Annotated in this window: 11 protein-coding genes; 8 read left to right on the forward strand and 3 right to left on the reverse strand. The window is 63.3% G+C overall.

Translation table 11 applies throughout. The features are described from left to right. Positions 1-96 precede the first annotated feature (96 nt). Entirely contained in the window at positions 97-777 is a 681-nt protein-coding gene (gene otnC / locus GSQ88_RS20630; RefSeq protein WP_159009593.1) for a 3-oxo-tetronate 4-phosphate decarboxylase, read from the reverse strand. Positions 778-891: 114 nt separating this feature from the next. Here otnC and ltnD point away from each other — a divergent pair, with 114 nt between their 5' ends. The 8 genes from ltnD to GSQ88_RS20670 all read left to right on the forward strand — a co-directional run bounded on the left by ltnD (position 892) and on the right by GSQ88_RS20670 (position 13,099). Then, entirely contained in the window at positions 892-1,812 is a 921-nt protein-coding gene (ltnD, locus tag GSQ88_RS20635; RefSeq protein ID WP_159009594.1) for an L-threonate dehydrogenase, read from the forward strand. A 29-nt stretch (positions 1,813-1,841) separates the two neighbouring features. Beyond that, positions 1,842-2,624, forward strand: coding sequence for a 2-oxo-tetronate isomerase (gene otnI, locus GSQ88_RS20640; protein ID WP_159009595.1), 783 nt, complete (start codon positions 1,842-1,844; stop codon positions 2,622-2,624). After that, positions 2,621-3,913, forward strand: a complete 1,293-nt coding sequence (gene otnK, locus GSQ88_RS20645; RefSeq protein ID WP_159009596.1) for a 3-oxo-tetronate kinase — start codon at positions 2,621-2,623, stop codon at positions 3,911-3,913. Before otnI ends, otnK begins: the two co-directional genes overlap by 4 nt. A 177-nt stretch (positions 3,914-4,090) precedes the next feature. Next, positions 4,091-5,782 carry a methyl-accepting chemotaxis protein gene (locus GSQ88_RS20650; protein WP_159009597.1) on the forward strand — a complete coding sequence of 564 codons (1,692 nt, stop codon included), beginning with the start codon at positions 4,091-4,093 and terminating at the stop codon, positions 5,780-5,782. A gap of 219 nt (positions 5,783-6,001) precedes the next feature. Beyond that, the gene (locus tag GSQ88_RS20655) at positions 6,002-9,199 is read left to right on the forward strand and encodes an efflux RND transporter permease subunit (RefSeq protein WP_159009598.1); all 3,198 of its coding nucleotides are present in this window, start codon (positions 6,002-6,004) and stop codon (positions 9,197-9,199) included. Beyond that, complete coding sequence (locus GSQ88_RS20660) at positions 9,189-10,382, forward strand: efflux RND transporter periplasmic adaptor subunit (protein WP_159009599.1); 1,194 nt, start codon at positions 9,189-9,191, stop codon at positions 10,380-10,382. Before GSQ88_RS20655 ends, GSQ88_RS20660 begins: the two co-directional genes overlap by 11 nt. Positions 10,383-10,467: 85 nt before the next feature. Further along, complete coding sequence (locus GSQ88_RS20665) at positions 10,468-11,943, forward strand: hypothetical protein (RefSeq protein WP_159009600.1); 1,476 nt, start codon at positions 10,468-10,470, stop codon at positions 11,941-11,943. A gap of 100 nt (positions 11,944-12,043) precedes the next feature. Further along, positions 12,044-13,099: a hypothetical protein gene (locus tag GSQ88_RS20670; RefSeq protein WP_159009601.1), complete on the forward strand. Its 1,056-nt coding sequence runs from the start codon at positions 12,044-12,046 to the stop codon at positions 13,097-13,099. Positions 13,100-13,355: 256 nt separating this feature from the next. Here the strand turns inward: GSQ88_RS20670 and GSQ88_RS20675 are convergent, their stop codons facing one another. Then, positions 13,356-14,873 (reverse strand): acetyl-CoA acetyltransferase, encoded by a 1,518-nt coding sequence (locus GSQ88_RS20675; protein WP_159009602.1) that lies wholly within the window; start codon positions 14,871-14,873, stop codon positions 13,356-13,358. 134 nt (positions 14,874-15,007) lie between these two features. Next, the gene (locus GSQ88_RS20680) at positions 15,008-16,141 is read right to left on the reverse strand and encodes a nitronate monooxygenase (RefSeq protein ID WP_159009603.1); all 1,134 of its coding nucleotides are present in this window, start codon (positions 16,139-16,141) and stop codon (positions 15,008-15,010) included. Positions 16,142-16,437 lie beyond the last annotated feature (296 nt).

Raw genomic sequence — 16,437 nt, forward strand, 5'->3', positions numbered from 1 at the left:
ATCCTGAGGTGCGAGCCTCTTGGCGAGCCTCGAAGGATGGCCGCACGCACTGCGCTGAACACCATCCTTCGAGGCGCGCAAGAAAGAGCGCGCACCTCAGGATGACGGCGGTGTGTGCGGTGAATGCCCATGCTCCGGCAACTCCAGCCCGAACGTCTTCGTCAAATCCGCCACCTGCTGCGGCGACAGATAGCGCGGGTTCAATCCGCGCAGCAGCAGATAGAGCTTTGCGGTTTCTTCCAGTTCCTCGATCGCGAACACCGCGGCTTCCAGCGTATCGCCTGACACCACCGGGCCGTGATTGGCGAGCAGCACGGAGGAATATTTGCCGGCCAGCCCCTTGATGGCATCGGCGACCGCGGGGTCGCCCGGGCGATAATACGGTACCAGCGCGGTGAGCCCGCATTTCATCAGGTAATACGGCGTCATCGGCGGAAGTGCTGCGCGCGGATCGATCTCGGGCAGCATCGACAGCGCCACCGAATGGGTCGAATGCAGATGCACCACCGCGCGCGCGGCGCCACGGGTCTGGTACAGCGCCGCATGCAGCGGCACTTCCTTGGTGGGGGCGTCGCCGGAGACGAGCTTGCCGTCGGCGCCGAGCCGCGACAGCCTGTCAGGGTCGAGCGATCCCAGCGAGGCGTTGGTCGGGCTCACGATATAGCCGCCGTCGTCGAGTTTCACGCTGATGTTACCCGACGAGCCAGGCGTCAGCCCGCGCTCGAACAGCGAGCGGCCGAGCCGGCAGATTTCCTCGCGGATTTTTGCTTCGGTCATGACGTTATCCCGTTTTCGACTTGTCTCATGCTTTGGCAGCGCGGCCAAGCCGTGATACCCAGAGGCAAAGCCGCGACCGCATCGCGGCTGTCGAGAAACGCCGAGGGACCGCTGATGCCTGAACCCGCACTGACAAAACCGCGTATTGCCGTGATCGGGCTGGGCTCGATGGGCTTCGGCATGGCGACCTCACTGCGGCGCGCCGGCTTTGAAGTCACCGGCTGCGACGTCTCGGCGGACGCGGTCAAGAACTTTGTCGCCGACGGCGGCAAGGGCGCTCACACGCCGGCGGATGCCGCCAAGGCGGCCGACATCGTCGTCAGCGTGGTGGTCAACGCGGCCCAGACCGAAGCCATTCTGTTCGGCAAGGACGGCGTCGGCGAAACACTGGCCAGGGACGCGGTGTTCATTTCATCGGCGACCATGGACCCTGATGTGGCGAGGCGGCTTGCAAAGCAACTGGAAACGACCGGGCGGCATTACCTCGACGCGCCGATCTCGGGTGGGGCGCAGCGCGCGGCGCAGGGTGAACTCACCATTCTCGCTTCCGGCAGCGCCGCGGCTTTTGCCAAGGCAAGGCCCGCGCTCGACGCGATGGCGGCCAAGCTTTACGAACTCGGCGATGCCGCGGGCCAGGGCGCCGCGTTCAAGATGATCAACCAGCTATTGGCCGGCGTCCATATCGCCGCCGCCTCGGAAGCGATCGCCTTCGCCGCCAAGCAAGGGCTCGACATCCGGAAAGTCTATGAGGTGATCACTGCCTCGGCCGGCAATTCCTGGATGTTTGAAAACCGCATCCCGCATGTGCTCGACGGCGACTATACGCCGCGCAGCGCGGTCGAGATCTTTGTAAAAGACCTCGGCATCATCCAGGACATGGCACGCACGGCGAGATTTCCGGTGCCGGTTTCGGCCGCAGCATTGCAGATGTTCCTGATGACGGCCGCCTCCGGCATGGGCCGCGACGACGATGCGTCGGTGGCGCGGATGTATGCCAAGGTCACCGGCACCCATCTGCCGGGCGATCCGAAATAACGCGCCAACGATCAAAAAGAGGACAGAGGATGCCCCGTTTCGCCGCCAATCTCTCGATGATGTTCACCGAAGTGCCATTCCTCGACCGTTTTGACGCGGCCGCCAGGGCAGGTTTTACCTCCGTCGAATTCCTGTTTCCCTATGAACATCCGGCCGAGGCGATCGGCGAACGGCTGCAACGCAACGGCCTGACGCAGGCCTTGTTCAACCTGCCGCCGGGCGATTGGGCCGCCGGCGAAAAAGGTTTTGCCTCGCTCCCGGAACGGTTCGACGATCTGAAACAGAGCCTGCACACCGCGCTGCCTTATGCGAAAGCGACCGGCGTCAAGCGGGTGCATTTGATGGCCGGTATCGCCGACCGCGGCGATGCCAAGGCGGTTGCGGCGTTCCGCAAATCGGTGGCGACAGCCGCTGAGTTCTTCGCGCCGCACGACCTCGACGTCGTGATCGAGCCGATCAACCCGCGCAACGTGCCGGGTTACTTTCTCAATGATTTTGGCTTTGCGTGCGACCTGATCAACGAGTTGAAGATTCCGAACCTGAAACTTCAGTTCGACATCTATCACTGCCAGATCATTCATGGCGACGTCACCATGCGGCTGCGCGAGATGATGTCGATCACCGGCCACGTCCAGATCGCCAGCATTCCCTCGCGCAACGAGCCTGATGGCGAGGAATTGAATTATCCGTTCCTGTTCGCGGAGCTCGATAGGCTCGGCTATCGCGGCTTTGTCGGCTGCGAATACAACCCGCGCGGCAAGACCACCGATGGCCTCGGCTGGTTCAATTCCTACGCCGGAGTAAAGCTGTGACTTCAGCCGGAAAGTTGTCTCTGGGCTGCATCGCCGACGATTACACCGGCGCCTCCGACCTTGCCAACACGCTGACCCGCGCCGGCCTGCGCACGGTGCAGACCATCGGCGTGCCCGCGGATGATTTTCCGCTGCCCGACGTCGATGCCGTGGTGGTGTCGTTGAAAAGCCGCTCGATCTTGGCTTCCGACGCCGTGACGCGGTCGCGCGCGGCGGAAAAATGGCTGCGCGGGCGCGGCGCCGATCATGTGCTGTTCAAGATCTGCTCGACCTTCGATTCCACCGACGCCGGCAATATCGGCCCGGTGATGGATGCGCTGCGCGCCGATTCCGGCGATACGATCGTGCTGGTGACCCCGGCGTTTCCGGAGACCGGCCGCACCGTCTATCAGGGCAATCTGTTCGTCGGATCGGTGCCGCTGAATGAGAGTCCGTTGAAGGATCATCCGCTCAATCCGATGCATGATTCCAATCTGGTGCGGGTACTGGCGCGCCAAAGCAAAACAAGGATCGGGCTGCTCGATCTCGCGGCATTGGCGCGCGGACCGGAGGCCGTTCGCAACAAACTCGTCGAGCTCGCCGGGCAGAATGTCGGCGCCGTCATCGTCGACGCGGTGTTCGCCTCCGACCTGGAGACCATCGGCGCGGTGGCGCTGGAGCACCGGCTCTCGGTCGGCGCCTCCGGCATCGGGCTTGGGCTTGCCCGCGCGCTGGTGGCCTCCGGCAGGACCAAATCGCAGGCGACATCGGGAGCGATCGCCGACACGCCGGTCGGCGGGCCCGCGGCCTGCCTGGCCGGCAGTTGCTCGCAGGCGACGCTGCTTCAGGTCGCCAATGCCGGGCAGGTGATGCCGGTGCTTCATCTCGATCCAGAGCAGGTCATTGCGGGCAAGGGCGAAGCCCGCCGCGCGCTGGCCTGGGCGACGGATCGGCTGAGGGATGGCCCGGTCCTGATCGCCTCGAGTTCGACGCCCGAGGAGGTCGCAGCTCTGCAATCACGTCATGGCCGGGATGCAACCGGGCATGCGATCGAGCAGGCGATGGCCGATATCGCGGAAGGATTGGTGTCGGCGGGCGTGCGGCGGCTGGTCGTCGCCGGTGGTGAAACTTCAGGCGCTGCGGTGGATCGGCTGGGCATCCCCGGCTTCCTGGTTGGCGCAGAAATCGCTGCGGGCGTGCCGGTTCTGCGTGCCGTCGGCGCCAAAGCCGGCGATATGTTGCTTGCCTTGAAATCAGGCAATTTCGGTGGTCCGGAGTTTTTCTCCGATGCCCTCAAGCTGATGCGCTGACGATTTCGGCTGGCTGATCGTTCGGCCGTCGCGGCTGGCTGCCCGTAATCCTACGGAGCCTTGGTTAACGTAAACGCAGGAACCAGCGGTTTATTGTCACGGGGTATTTACTGCCTCGTCTCATCGCCGCGTCATCGTTCCCGCAGCGCCAACGCGCCAACCAAAAGATTTTCAGCCATGTTCGCCAAGCTCTCGATCCGTTCCAAAATTATCGCGCTGGTGTCGTTTCTGCTCGTCGCGATCGCAGGCATGGGCTTCCTCGCGGTCCAGGAAATGCGCGCGATGAACGCCAACACGGTCGACATCGCGACCAATTGGATGCCGAGTGTCAAGATTCTGGGCGAGTTGCGCTCGGGCGTCATCACCTATCGCAACGTGGTTCGGGAGCACATGCTGGCCGAAACGCTGGAGGAGAAGCAGGCCTCGGAAAAGACCTTGGCCGGTGTGGTCGATGCGAACCAGAAGCTCCGTCAGACTTACGAGTCGGTAATCACTTCCCCGGAAGAACGCGCGCTTTACAACGACTGGTCGAAGACCTGGGACGATTACAAGAAGGGCACCGAAGAGGTGATGGCGCTTTCCCGCAAGGAAGCCGGCAAGACGCCGCATGAGGCCCACGAATTGAATACGAAGACGGTCAACAAGATCGGGCTCGCGGCCGACGAAATCCTCAAGAAGGATATCGACCTCAATGACAGGGGGGCCATCAAGGCCACCCAGGACGCCGCTGACACCTTCTCATCGGCCTTCATGATGATCGTGGCCATCCTCGGCGCCGCCGTCGTCATCGGCGCCGCCGTCAGCTTCTACGTGGTTCGCGACATCTCAACCGGCATCGACTCGATCGTGAAGCCGATGCAGGCGCTGGGCAAGGGCGAGCTGACCGCGATGGTGCCGCATCAGGGCGAGAAGACGGAAATCGGCGCGATGGCCGACACCTTGCAAGTGTTCAAGGAAGCGCTGATCGCCAAGAATGCCGCCGATGAGGCCGCCGCCGTTGACGCGGAAGCCAAGATCGAACGCGGCCGCCGGGTCGATAACATTACCCAAGAGTTCGAAGCGATGATCGGCGAGATCGTCGATACCGTGTCGTCAGCCTCGACCGAACTCGAGGCTTCCGCCGGGACGCTGTCGGCGACCGCTGAGCGTGCGCAGACCCTCACCACCGCGGTTGCGGCAGCTTCCGAAGAAGCTTCCACCAATGTGCAGTCGGTGGCGTCCGCCACCGAGGAGATGGCCTCGTCGGTCAATGAGATCAGCCGCCAGGTGCAGGAATCGGCGCGGATGGCCGGTGAAGCCGTCGATCAGGCCCGCAAGACCAACGACCGCGTCAGCGAGTTGTCGAAGGCGGCGGCGCGGATCGGCGACGTGGTCGAGCTGATCAACACCATCGCGGGCCAGACCAATTTGCTGGCGCTCAATGCCACCATCGAGGCGGCGCGCGCCGGTGAAGCCGGCCGGGGTTTTGCGGTCGTGGCCTCGGAAGTGAAGGCGCTGGCGGAACAAACGGCCAAGGCCACCGGCGAGATCGGCCAGCAGATCACCGGCATCCAGGCCGCGACCCAGGATTCGGTGGGCGCGATCAAGGAAATCAGCGGCACCATCGAAAAACTGTCGGAGATCTCCTCGACCATCGCGGCGGCCGTGGAAGAGCAGGGTGCGGCGACCCAGGAAATTTCCCGCAACGTGCAGCAGGCCGCCCAGGGCACCCAGCAGGTTTCCGCCAACATCACCGACGTGCAGCGCGGCGCCAGCGAAACCGGCTCGGCCTCCTCGCAGGTGCTGGCGGCGGCCCAGTCGCTGTCGACCGACAGCAACCGCCTCAAGCTCGAGGTCGGCAAGTTCCTCAGTTCGGTCCGGGCGGCCTGATCCGGCCGCGCGTGCGCCCCGCCAAAATCCGCCCCCAAACAACTTAAGGGGGCGGTCCCGTCGGTAGCCCTATCCGGGGGGCGGGTGCCGCCGAAGTGAAGGGGGGAAAAGCTTCCGGGCGTTGGCTTTTTCGCCCGGTTTCGGGTAAATCAACCGGAACGAATTGGCCGGTTGGACGCCAATCCCCGTCGTTGAGCGGGCCCCTGGAACACCTGACTTATGATCGCACTGGTCCGTATCGCGCTGAGCCGGCCCTATACCTTTGTGGTGCTGGCGCTACTGCTCCTGATTCTCGGACCGCTGGCGGCGCTGCGGACGCCCACTGACATCTTTCCCGATATCCGAATTCCCGTGATCGGGGTGGTCTGGCAATACACCGGCCTGCCGCCGGACCAGATGGCCGGCCGCATCACCTCGCCATTTCAGCGCGCACTGACGACGACGGTGAACGATATCGAACATATCGTCGCCAATTCCTACAATGGCTTCGGCATCATCAAGATCTTCTTCCAGCCCAACGTCGACATCCGGACCGCCAACGCCCAGGTCACCGCGATCTCGCAAACGCTGCTCAAGCAGATGCCGCCGGGCGCGACGCCGCCGTTGATCCTGAACTACAGCGCCTCCACGGTGCCGATCATCCAGGTCGCGCTGTCGGGTGAAGGCCTCACCGAGCAGAACCTCGCCGATATCGGCATCAACCAGCTCCGTACGCCGCTGGTGACGGTGCCGGGCGCCGCGATCCCCTATCCGTTCGGCGGCAAGCAGCGCCAGGTGCAGATCGACCTCAATCTGGTGGCGCTGCAGGCCCGTGGGCTCTCCGGGCAGGACGTCTCCAACGCGCTCGCCGCGCAGAACCTGATCACGCCGGTCGGCACGCAGAAGATCGGCGGCTTCGAGTACAACATCCAGCTCAACAATTCGCCGCTCAAGATCGCGGACCTCGCCACTTTGCCGATCAAGGCGGTGAACGGCGCGATGGTCTATGTCGGCGACGTCGCCACCGTGCGCGACGGCAACCCGCCGCAGACCAATATCGTTCACGTCGACGGCAATCGCTCGGTGCTGATGATGGTGCTGAAGGCGGGCTCGATCTCGACGCTCGATATCATCGCCGGCATCAAGCAGAAGGTCATCGACGTCAAGGATTCGATGCCCGATGCGCTCAAGATCGGATTCATCGGCGACCAGTCGGTGTTCGTCCGCGGCGCCATCACCGGGGTTGCCTATGAGGGCGTCATCGCAGCGCTGTTGACCAGCGTGATGATCCTGCTGTTTCTCGGCAGCTGGCGCTCCACCATCATCATCGCCACCTCGATCCCGCTCGCGGTGCTCGGCGCCATCGTGATGCTGTCGGCGATCGGCGAAACCCTCAACATCATGACGCTCGGCGGCCTGGCGCTCGCGGTCGGTATCCTGGTCGACGACGCCACCGTGACGATCGAAAACATCAACTACCATCTCGAGCAGGGCAAGGGCGTCGAAGTCTCGATCATGGACGGTGCCAACCAGATCGTGACGCCGGCCTTTGTCTCGTTGCTGTGCATCTGCATCGTGTTCGTGCCGATGTTCTTCCTGCAGGGCGTGGCGCGTTTCCTGTTCGTGCCGATGGCCGAAGCGGTGATGTTCGCGATGATCTGGTCGTTCATCCTGTCGCGCACGCTGGTGCCGACGATGGCGAAATATCTGCTGCAACCGCATACCCATCATGATGAGAACGAAGCGCGGCCGCGCTCGCGCAATCCGCTGGTGCGATTCCAGCGCGGCTTCGAGGCGCGGTTCGAGCGGGTCCGCGGCGGCTATCGCGATCTCCTGACGATGGCGATGGCACGGCGGCCGCTGTTCGTGATCGGCTTCCTCGGCTTCGTCGGCGTTTCATTCCTGCTGGTGCCGTTTCTGGGGCGGAATTTCTTTCCATCGGTCGATGCCGGATCGATCCTGATGCACGTCCGCACCCAGGTCGGCACCCGGGTCGAGGAAACCGCCAATCAATTCGCCGACGTCCAGAAGGTGATCCGCAGCATCATCCCGCCGCGCGAAATCGAGACGCTCGCCGACAATATCGGCATGCCGATCAGCGGCATCAACATGACCTACAACAACACCGGCGTGATCGGATCGCAGGACGGCGACATCCAGATCAAGCTGAAAGAGGGCCACCAGCCGACCATCGATTACGTCCAGGCGCTGCGCGAGCAATTGCCGCGCGCCTTTCCGGGCATGACGTTCGCGTTCCTGCCGGCCGATATCGTCAGCCAGATCCTCAATTTCGGCGCGCCGGCGCCGATCGATCTGCAGATTCGCGGCGCCAATCTCGAGGCCAATTTCGCCTATGCCAATTCGCTGCTGAGCCGGATACGACGGATTCCCGGCATCGCCGATGCGCGCATCCAGCAGTCGCCGAATAATCCAAGCCTCAATATCGATGTCGACCGCACCCGCGCGCAATATGTCGGGCTGACCGAGCGCGACGTCACCAACAGCCTGGTCGTCAATCTGGCGGGCAGCGCGCAGATCGCTCCGACCTATTACCTCAATCCCGAAAACGGTGTGTCGTACTCGATCGTGTTGCAGACGCCGCAATACCAACTCGATTCCATGAGCGCGCTGCAGATGTTGCCGATTACCGCCGGCGGCGCGGTGGCGCCGATCCTCGGCGGCATCGCCAACATCAGCCGTACGACATCGAACGCGGTGGTTTCGCAATACGACATCCAGCCGCTGGTACAGATCTATGCGACGCCGCAGGGACGCGATCTCGGCGCGGTCGCCGCCGACGTCAGGCAGGCGATGGCCGATACCGCCGGCGACGTGCCAAAGGGCAGCTCGGTGTTCCTGCTCGGCCAGGTGCAGACCATGAACAGCGCATTTTCCGGGCTGCTGTTCGGGCTGTTGGCCGCGATCGTGCTGATCTATCTTTTGATCGTGGTGAACTTCCAGTCCTGGTCGGATCCGTTCGTGATCATCACCGCATTGCCGGCAGCGCTTGCCGGCATCGTCTGGATGCTGTTTTCGACCCATACCACGCTGTCGGTGCCGGCATTGACCGGCGCGATCATGTGCATGGGCGTCGCCACCGCCAACAGCGTGCTGGTGATCAGCTTCGCGCGCGAACGCTATGAAGAACTTGGCGACCCCGTCGCCGCGGCGATCGAGGCCGGCTTCGTCCGTTTCCGACCGGTGCTAATGACGGCGCTGGCGATGATCATCGGCATGGCGCCGATGGCGCTCGGTCTCGGCGAGGGTGGCGAGCAGAACGCGCCGCTCGGCCGCGCGGTGATCGGCGGGCTGATCTTCGCCACCATTGCCACCCTGATGTTTGTTCCCGTGGTTTTTAGTATGGTACACAAAATGCAAGGCGCTAAGACGCAAGACGCCAACCGCCCCAACTCACCGGAGAATTCGCATGCCCACTGAATCCCGCCCGCCGGTCTCTCGCCGGAAGCTTGGTATCGTTGGGCTGTTGGCGGGGATCGTCGCGGTGTTGGTCGTGATTACCGGTATCCGGGCGCGCGAGGATTCCGACACCAAGCTCAAGGAATGGACCGACACCCAGGCCATCCCGACGGTGGCGGTGGCGCTGCCGGACGCCAAGGTTCTCAACCCCACCCTCGATCTGCCGGGCCGGCTCGAAGCCTATAACCGCGCGCCGATCTTTGCCCGCGTCAGCGGTTATCTGAAGAGCTGGAGCGCCGACATCGGCGCCCGGGTCAAGACCGGCGACGTGATTGCCGAAATCGAGGCGCCGGACCTCGACCAGCAGCTGTTGCAGGCGCGCGCCGATCTCGCCAGCGCGGAAGCCAGCGCGAAATTGTCCGAGGCGACCTTGGGCCGCCGCAGAACGCTGATCGCGTCGAATTTCGTGTCGATGCAGGAAATCGATGAGCGCACCGCCGATCTCTCCAACAAGAACGGCTCGGTCAAGGCCGACCAGGCCAATGTCGAGCGGCTTGAGGCGCTGGCCGGCTACAAGAAGATCACCGTGCCGTTCGACGGCATCGTCACCTCGCGCGACACCGACGTCGGCGCCCTGATCAACGCCGGCGGCACCACCGGTCCGGCGATGTTCACGATTTCCGACATCAGGAAGCTCAGGGTCTATGTCAACGTGCCGCAGACCTATGTGCCCGCGATCAAGATCGGCGCCAAGGCCGTGATCACGATGCCGGAATATCCGACCAAGACTTTCCTCGCGACCGTGGAGGCCTCCTCGCAATCGGTCGATGTCAACTCCGGTACGACAAGGATGCAGCTTGGGCTCGACAACACGAAGGGCGAATTGATGCCGGGCGGCTACGCCAACGTGCGGATGTCGCTGACGCGTGACGCGGTGCCGCTGCATATTCCGGCGAGCGCCTTGATCTTCAACCAGAGCGGCCTGCGGGTCGCGACCGTCGGATCCGACGACAAGGTGCTGTTCAAGACCGTGACCATCGCCCGCGATCTCGGCCGCGACATCGAACTGGGTTCGGGCATCTCGCCGGACGACCGCATCATCGTGGCGCCGCCCGACGGCCTCTCCGACGGCGACCAGGTTAGGGTCGCTGCTCCGAAGGGTAAGCCCGCGACTGTCTCCGAAAAGCAGGACGTGAAGGGGTAGGGCGGCCAAAGGCGTGTGATATGCCGCGGCCAAAGGCGCGCGGTTCTTCATGCACCGACCGCGGCTCGATCACGGAAGACCGTTCATGTCGCATGTTCTCATTCGCCGGCGCTTGATCGGGCTGGTTCTGTTCGCCGCGGCGTTGGGCTGGAATCCCGCGACCGCAGCCGCCGCAGCGCCATCGACAAAAGACCACCCCTGCGATGCCTGCATCAGCATTCGCGTCGGCCTTCCGCATGTTGTTCGAGGGCCGAAGGCCGACATGGCCGATAATCGCTTTACCGAAATCCAGGTCGCCGGCGGACATTTTCGTGGTTTCGATGCCCACAACGATACGCGCGCCATCGACGGCAGGTATCCATCCGATATGGGCGGGCCGGAGCACACGGTGCTTCGTCCAGGCAAGCCCGGAACGTTCTATTCGTGCGGACAATGGCTGAACCATGCCGAGCGCGCCGGCGCCGCGGTGCTGGGTTTCATCCACGATGAAACCGCATGCAACTACCCGGTTGGCCAAACCCACAAGTCCATGTCGCTCGCCACTTCGACCGATGACGGCCTCACCTGGAATGGCCTTGGGCAAATCATCACCGGTACCGACGCTCCCACGGCGAACAAGAACACCGGTGAAGGCGATTGCACGGCGGTCAACGGGCAGGATGGCTTCTATTATGCTTACTGCTTTCGCGCCAGAGATGGAGCGCTGATCGTCGCGCGCGCGCCGGTGTCCAGCCCTGGTCCCGGCAAGTGGATGAAATTCTTCCAGGGCAGTTGGGACCAACCGGGCCTGGGAGGGCAAGCAACACGCCTCATGAATGGATCGGGCGTCAGCGCGGCGCGCTGGACGTCTACCGGCCAAACCGTGCTGACAGGCTGGGTCAAGGGCGGCCTCGGATTGTTTCTGAGCCGCGACCACACGACGCTCACGCCGCTGCCGGAGCCGCTGCTTGCCGTCGACCCCGGCGAGTGGAAGCGCCCGGCTCCATCGGAGCTCATCTTCTATCCAGTCATCCTCGACGCTACGACCGGCGCCAATCAACTCACGAATTCATGGATGCTGGTCTACGCCTACATGCAGCCCAACGAAGCCGGCAGCCAGAAATATCTGGTGTTTCGCGATGTCACGGTGTCGACCTCTGACACTCAGGCTTCCGCGCAGGTCGGCGTGTCGCTCGCACGTTGGTACAATGCAGGCTTGCACGACCATTGGTCGACGACGGCCGCGGTGCCGGGAAATGACAGCGCCTACAAGCTTGAAGCCAGGTCCGGCTTTCTGATGACGGCCGCCCCCATGGGCAAACCATCCACCGAAGTGGAAGACTGCGTCAGCGAACGTCCGGGACATCCCGATCATCTACTGGCGCAAAAGGGATTTTGCGAAGCGCACGCCTATCAGCGGCTGCGCACGGCGGGCTGGGTCTATGCCCAGCAGCAAGCGAATACGCAGCCGCTCTACCAATGCTACGCCGACAGCGAGGCGTCCCACTTCGCCTCCAATCGGCCGGATTGCGAAGGCAAAGGGCGGATGGAAATACTGCTCGGCTACGATCTGGTTCAATAGCCGCAAAGCGCCGCAGAGATAAACCATGAGATGCCCCAAAGAAATCGTCGGCCTGCTCTTGGGGCTTGCCGGAACGCTGTCCGTGTACCTGGCTCCAGCCGTGGCGCATGCCGAAGCCATCCTGACCGGCGTTAATTTCGTTCATCCCAGTCTGTTCAGCGTCGCGGACCAGAATGCCGCTTTTGCCCAGATGAAAATCGCCGGCGTGCGCGTCATCCGGTTCGGGATGGAGGACAAAGAGGACGAGAACCTCGATTTCATCAAGCGCGCCTATACGCAGAACATCCGGGTGGTGCTGATCTTCCACGGCAAGTACGCGCCCGGCGCGCCGGTGCGGCCTTATCGCCCGAAAGAATTTCCCGGCATGTGGCAAGGGCCGCCGATCTCATCTCTGGACCCCGGTCTGTCCCGGATTTATTTCCAGCAGTTTATCGACAAGCTCGATGCCGCCGGCGTAGCGCTGGCCGGCATCGAGCTTGAGAACGAAATCAACATGGCAGGCAACAACCCGGATTTTCGCTTGCCCGGCGAGGGACGCCTGCTCGGTCTTGACGATCTCTATCACGATCCTGAAGGCCAACAGGTTGCCAAAGGATATTTGCAATATCTGAAGGTGCTGGCCGCGTTGAAGGATGTGCGGGATCGTTCGAAGCTCAGCGCCCACACGCCGCTATTGCCCACCAGCCTCGTCGATGCCGGTCCCGAGGGAGCCTGGCCGACGCCGAAGAATTATGACGGTGTGAGTGCCGGCGCCACGATCGCGTTTTTTCGCGCCAATGGCGTGGACAGGCTGGTGGATGCCTACAATCTCCACACCTACCCATGGGCTGACGGCCCAGGCGAGAAGGTCTCCGCCATCCATCGCCTGCGACGCCTGCAGCAATTAGTACTGCCGCTGTGCTCTCCCGCCGGCAAACCATGCTGGGTGACGGAATGGGGTTTCCCGAACGACAGCAAGAGCTGTCCCTCCGATGAGAAGGCGCGCAGCCTGCTGGTCCCGGAAATGATGGAGGATTTCCGCCAGCTCACGCAGGAGAAGCGCCTCGCAGGTCTGATCTACTATTCCTGGCTCGGCGAGGCTCGCTTTGATGTCTACCGATGCGGCTCACTCACGAAGACGGGCCACCTTGCAATTGCACCGATACCCACCCATTGACCATCAATGTCCGGCTTGGCTTACTGTCGAGCGTTCGTGAACTCTCTTTCCCTCCCCCCTTGTGGGAGAGGGTGGATCGCATCGTAGATGCGAGACGGGTGAGGGGTCGCTGCCTCTCGTTATGTTGCTACCCCTCATCCGGCACGGACTTCGCGCAGCCGATGCGAAGCATCGGCGTCCTTTTCAAAGACGGCGGCCGGAGGCCGCCTATGGCCACCTTCTCCCACAAGGGGAGAAGGCAGTGCGGCTGACTTGTTCACCCCACCCGCCATTCCAGCACGCCGTCTTCAGCCGTGACGATATCGCCGGTCGACCCCACCGGCGTGCGATCCATATCCAAGAGATGCGCCAGTGTCGCGCGATCGGTTGAGGGGATGCGGGCCAGCGCGCGGGCATTGTCCGGCGTGCGCATCATCACCACGCCGTGCTCGACCTCGTTGTTGCGGCCGTAGAGCACCGTAAAGCTCTCGACCTTGCCTTTGCCGTTGGCCTCGGTCACAAAATCGGGTACCGCGCCGCGGTTGCGATCGGCCTCGGCCTGGACGCTGGTCTCTTGCGCAAGCGTGGCTTTCGGCGCCTGCCGCGACAGCACCAGGGCGTGATGCTTGGTGACAAAGCCGCCCTGGCCGTAGAGCAGGCCGAGCTTCGACCCGCTGCGCAGTTTTCGCACCATCGCGCAGGCGGCGTGAGTCATATAGGTGTTGAGCGGCGCGCCGAAAAACGTCAGCCCGCCATTGACGGTGGGCTGCACGTCGGGACCGAGCCCCAGCGTTCGCCGCGCCATCTTCGGCACGCAGGGAAAGCAGCTATAGAGTTCGATCGCGTCGAACGCCTTGCCGCTGCCGCCGGCGAGATCGATCGCGGCCTTAAGCACGGCATTCTGGGCGTGGCTTTCGAAGAACTGGTCGCGGATCAGATAATCGCGCGGTTCTTCAGCCGATGCGCCGCCCCAGAGATGAATCAGGCGGTCTTCCGCGATGCCGGCGGCGCGCGCCTTGGCGAGCGTAGTCATCAGGATCGCCGAGCCCATGTTGACGCTCGGATTGGCCACCATCAATTTGGTGTAGGGCCACGCGATCAGCCGATTGTCCGTTGTCGGCGTCGTGATCTCCTCGGGCTGGTAGTGCCGCTTTAGCCAGGACGAGGGATTTTGCGCGGCGACATCGGAATAGGTCGACCATAGGTGGCCGGATTCGGCCAGCGCCTCACGCGGGGTCTGCCCCCAATGCGCCGCGGAGGCGGCCTCGTAAAACGGATAGACCGACACCGGGCGGAACACGCCGAGTTTGACGGCGATCGGCTTCTGGAAGGCGGCGCCGCGCTTGGGTTCCTCGGCGTCCTTGGCAAAGGGCGTCCATGGCAGATCGACGCCGGCGCGTTCCGCCTTGGTCGCGGTCGACTGCGCCTCGGCGCCGCAGACCGCCGCGACGCTGCATTCGCCGCGCGCAATGCGCTGCGCGGCCTCATGCAGATAGCGGATCGGGCTTTCGCCGCCGACCGGGCCGTAATACGCGTGCGCGGGCTTGATGCCGAGGCGATCGGCGAGCTGTCGTTCCGGATCGCGATAGCGCCAGCTCAGGAAATTGACGATGTCGAGCGAGCCGATCTCGCCGAGCAATTTGGTTCCGCTATCCGCTTCGGCGCGCCTGAGCGCCTGTTCCAATAGGGCCAATGGCTCGAGGCCGTCGGCGATGTCCTTTGGACGATCGACGATCTCGCCGATGCCGACGATGACGGGAATGCGGTCTTCGGAGAAGGGGGCTGTGTTCGACATTATCTCTTCTTGCTTTGCTTTCTACATGGAGGGCTATCAAGCTTTTCGTCATTGCGAGCGAAGCGAAGCAATCCAGGGCAACAAGCAAGACTGGATTGCTTCGTCGCTGCGCTCCTCGCAATGACGAGGAAAAGCTACTCCGCCACCAGCGCGTTCATGTGCTCGATCGCCTCGATAAAATCTTCCTTGAATTCCTGGACTACGGCGCTTGCGGATTTCACGCTGTCGATCAGGCCGACGCCCTGGCCGACGAAATAGCTCACGAGGTCGCGGGCCTGGGCGTTGCCGGCAGCCGCCGCGCGATCGATCGAATGAAAGGCGTCGCGGCTGATGATCGACTGCAACGGCATCGGCAGCGCGCCGGGGCTGTCGGGCCCGCGATCCCAGGCGTCGGTCCAGACCGAGCGCAATTGCCGCGCCGGCTTGCCGGTGCGGCCCTTGGAGCGAATGGCGTCGCGCGAGGACGCCGCGATCATCTTCTCGCGGAAGATTTCGGATGTCTCGGATTCGACGGTGGCGAGCCACACCGAACCGGTCCAGGCGCCGGCGGCGCCCATCGCCATGCACGCCGCCATCTGCCGCCCGGTCATGATGCCGCCGGCCGCCAGCACCGGCACGTCGCGGATCGGCTTGATCGCCTTGATCACTTCAGGCACCAGCACCATGGTGGAGACTTCGCCGCAATGGCCGCCGGCTTCGGTGCCCTGTACCACCAGAATGTCGACACCGGCGGCGACCTGGCGCAGCGCATGTTCCTTGGCGCCGACCAGCGCCGCCACCGGCACGCCATGCGCCTTGCCCATCTCGATCATCGCCTTTGGCGGCACGCCGAGCGCGTTGGCGATCAGCTTGATCGGATGCCTGAACGAGACTTCGAGCAATTCCAGCGCGCGCTGCGCGTCGAACGGCTGCGGTTGATTGGCGGCGACCTCGGTGATCGCGAGCTCGACCCCGTATTTCTTCAGCAGTTTTCGCGTGAAGTCGCGGTGCGCCGGCGAAATCCGCGTTTCGAGGCTTTTCCAGGTGACGTCCTTTTCGCCTGCGGTGGAAATGTTCTCCGGGATCAATACGTCGAGCCCATAGGGCTTGCCGTCGCAGTGATCGTCGATCCACTTCAATTCCTGCTCGATCGATTCGGGCGAATGCGCGGTGGCCCCCAATACGCCGAAGCCGCCGGCGCGGCTGACGGCCGCGACAACGTCGCGACAATGGCTGAAGGCCAGCAGCGGGAATTCTATTCCCAGCATCTCGCAGATCGGCGATTTCATGGTCGTGTCCACTCCCTGTGGGCGGCTGTTTTGCGTCGAACGCGAGCCTTGCCGCAACGCTAGCGCAGGATGGGTGGTTGTGCCAAGCGTGGCAACGAACGGACCTCATCCTGAGGAGTGGCCGCAGGCCGCGTCTCGAAGGATGTGCCACAAATATCATGGTTCGAGACGGCGCAAGTGCGCCTCCTCACCATGAGGTCTGCGTTCCGCCTCGCAGAATATGCGGTTTTGGGACGACCGGTTTTGTCACTTGCGCTTTTGCGTCGTGCGGAGAATGCTGCTCGCAACAAACAAAG

The sequence above is a fragment of the Bradyrhizobium sp. S69 genome, from assembly GCF_009766005.1.
Classification (GTDB): domain Bacteria; phylum Pseudomonadota; class Alphaproteobacteria; order Rhizobiales; family Xanthobacteraceae; genus Bradyrhizobium.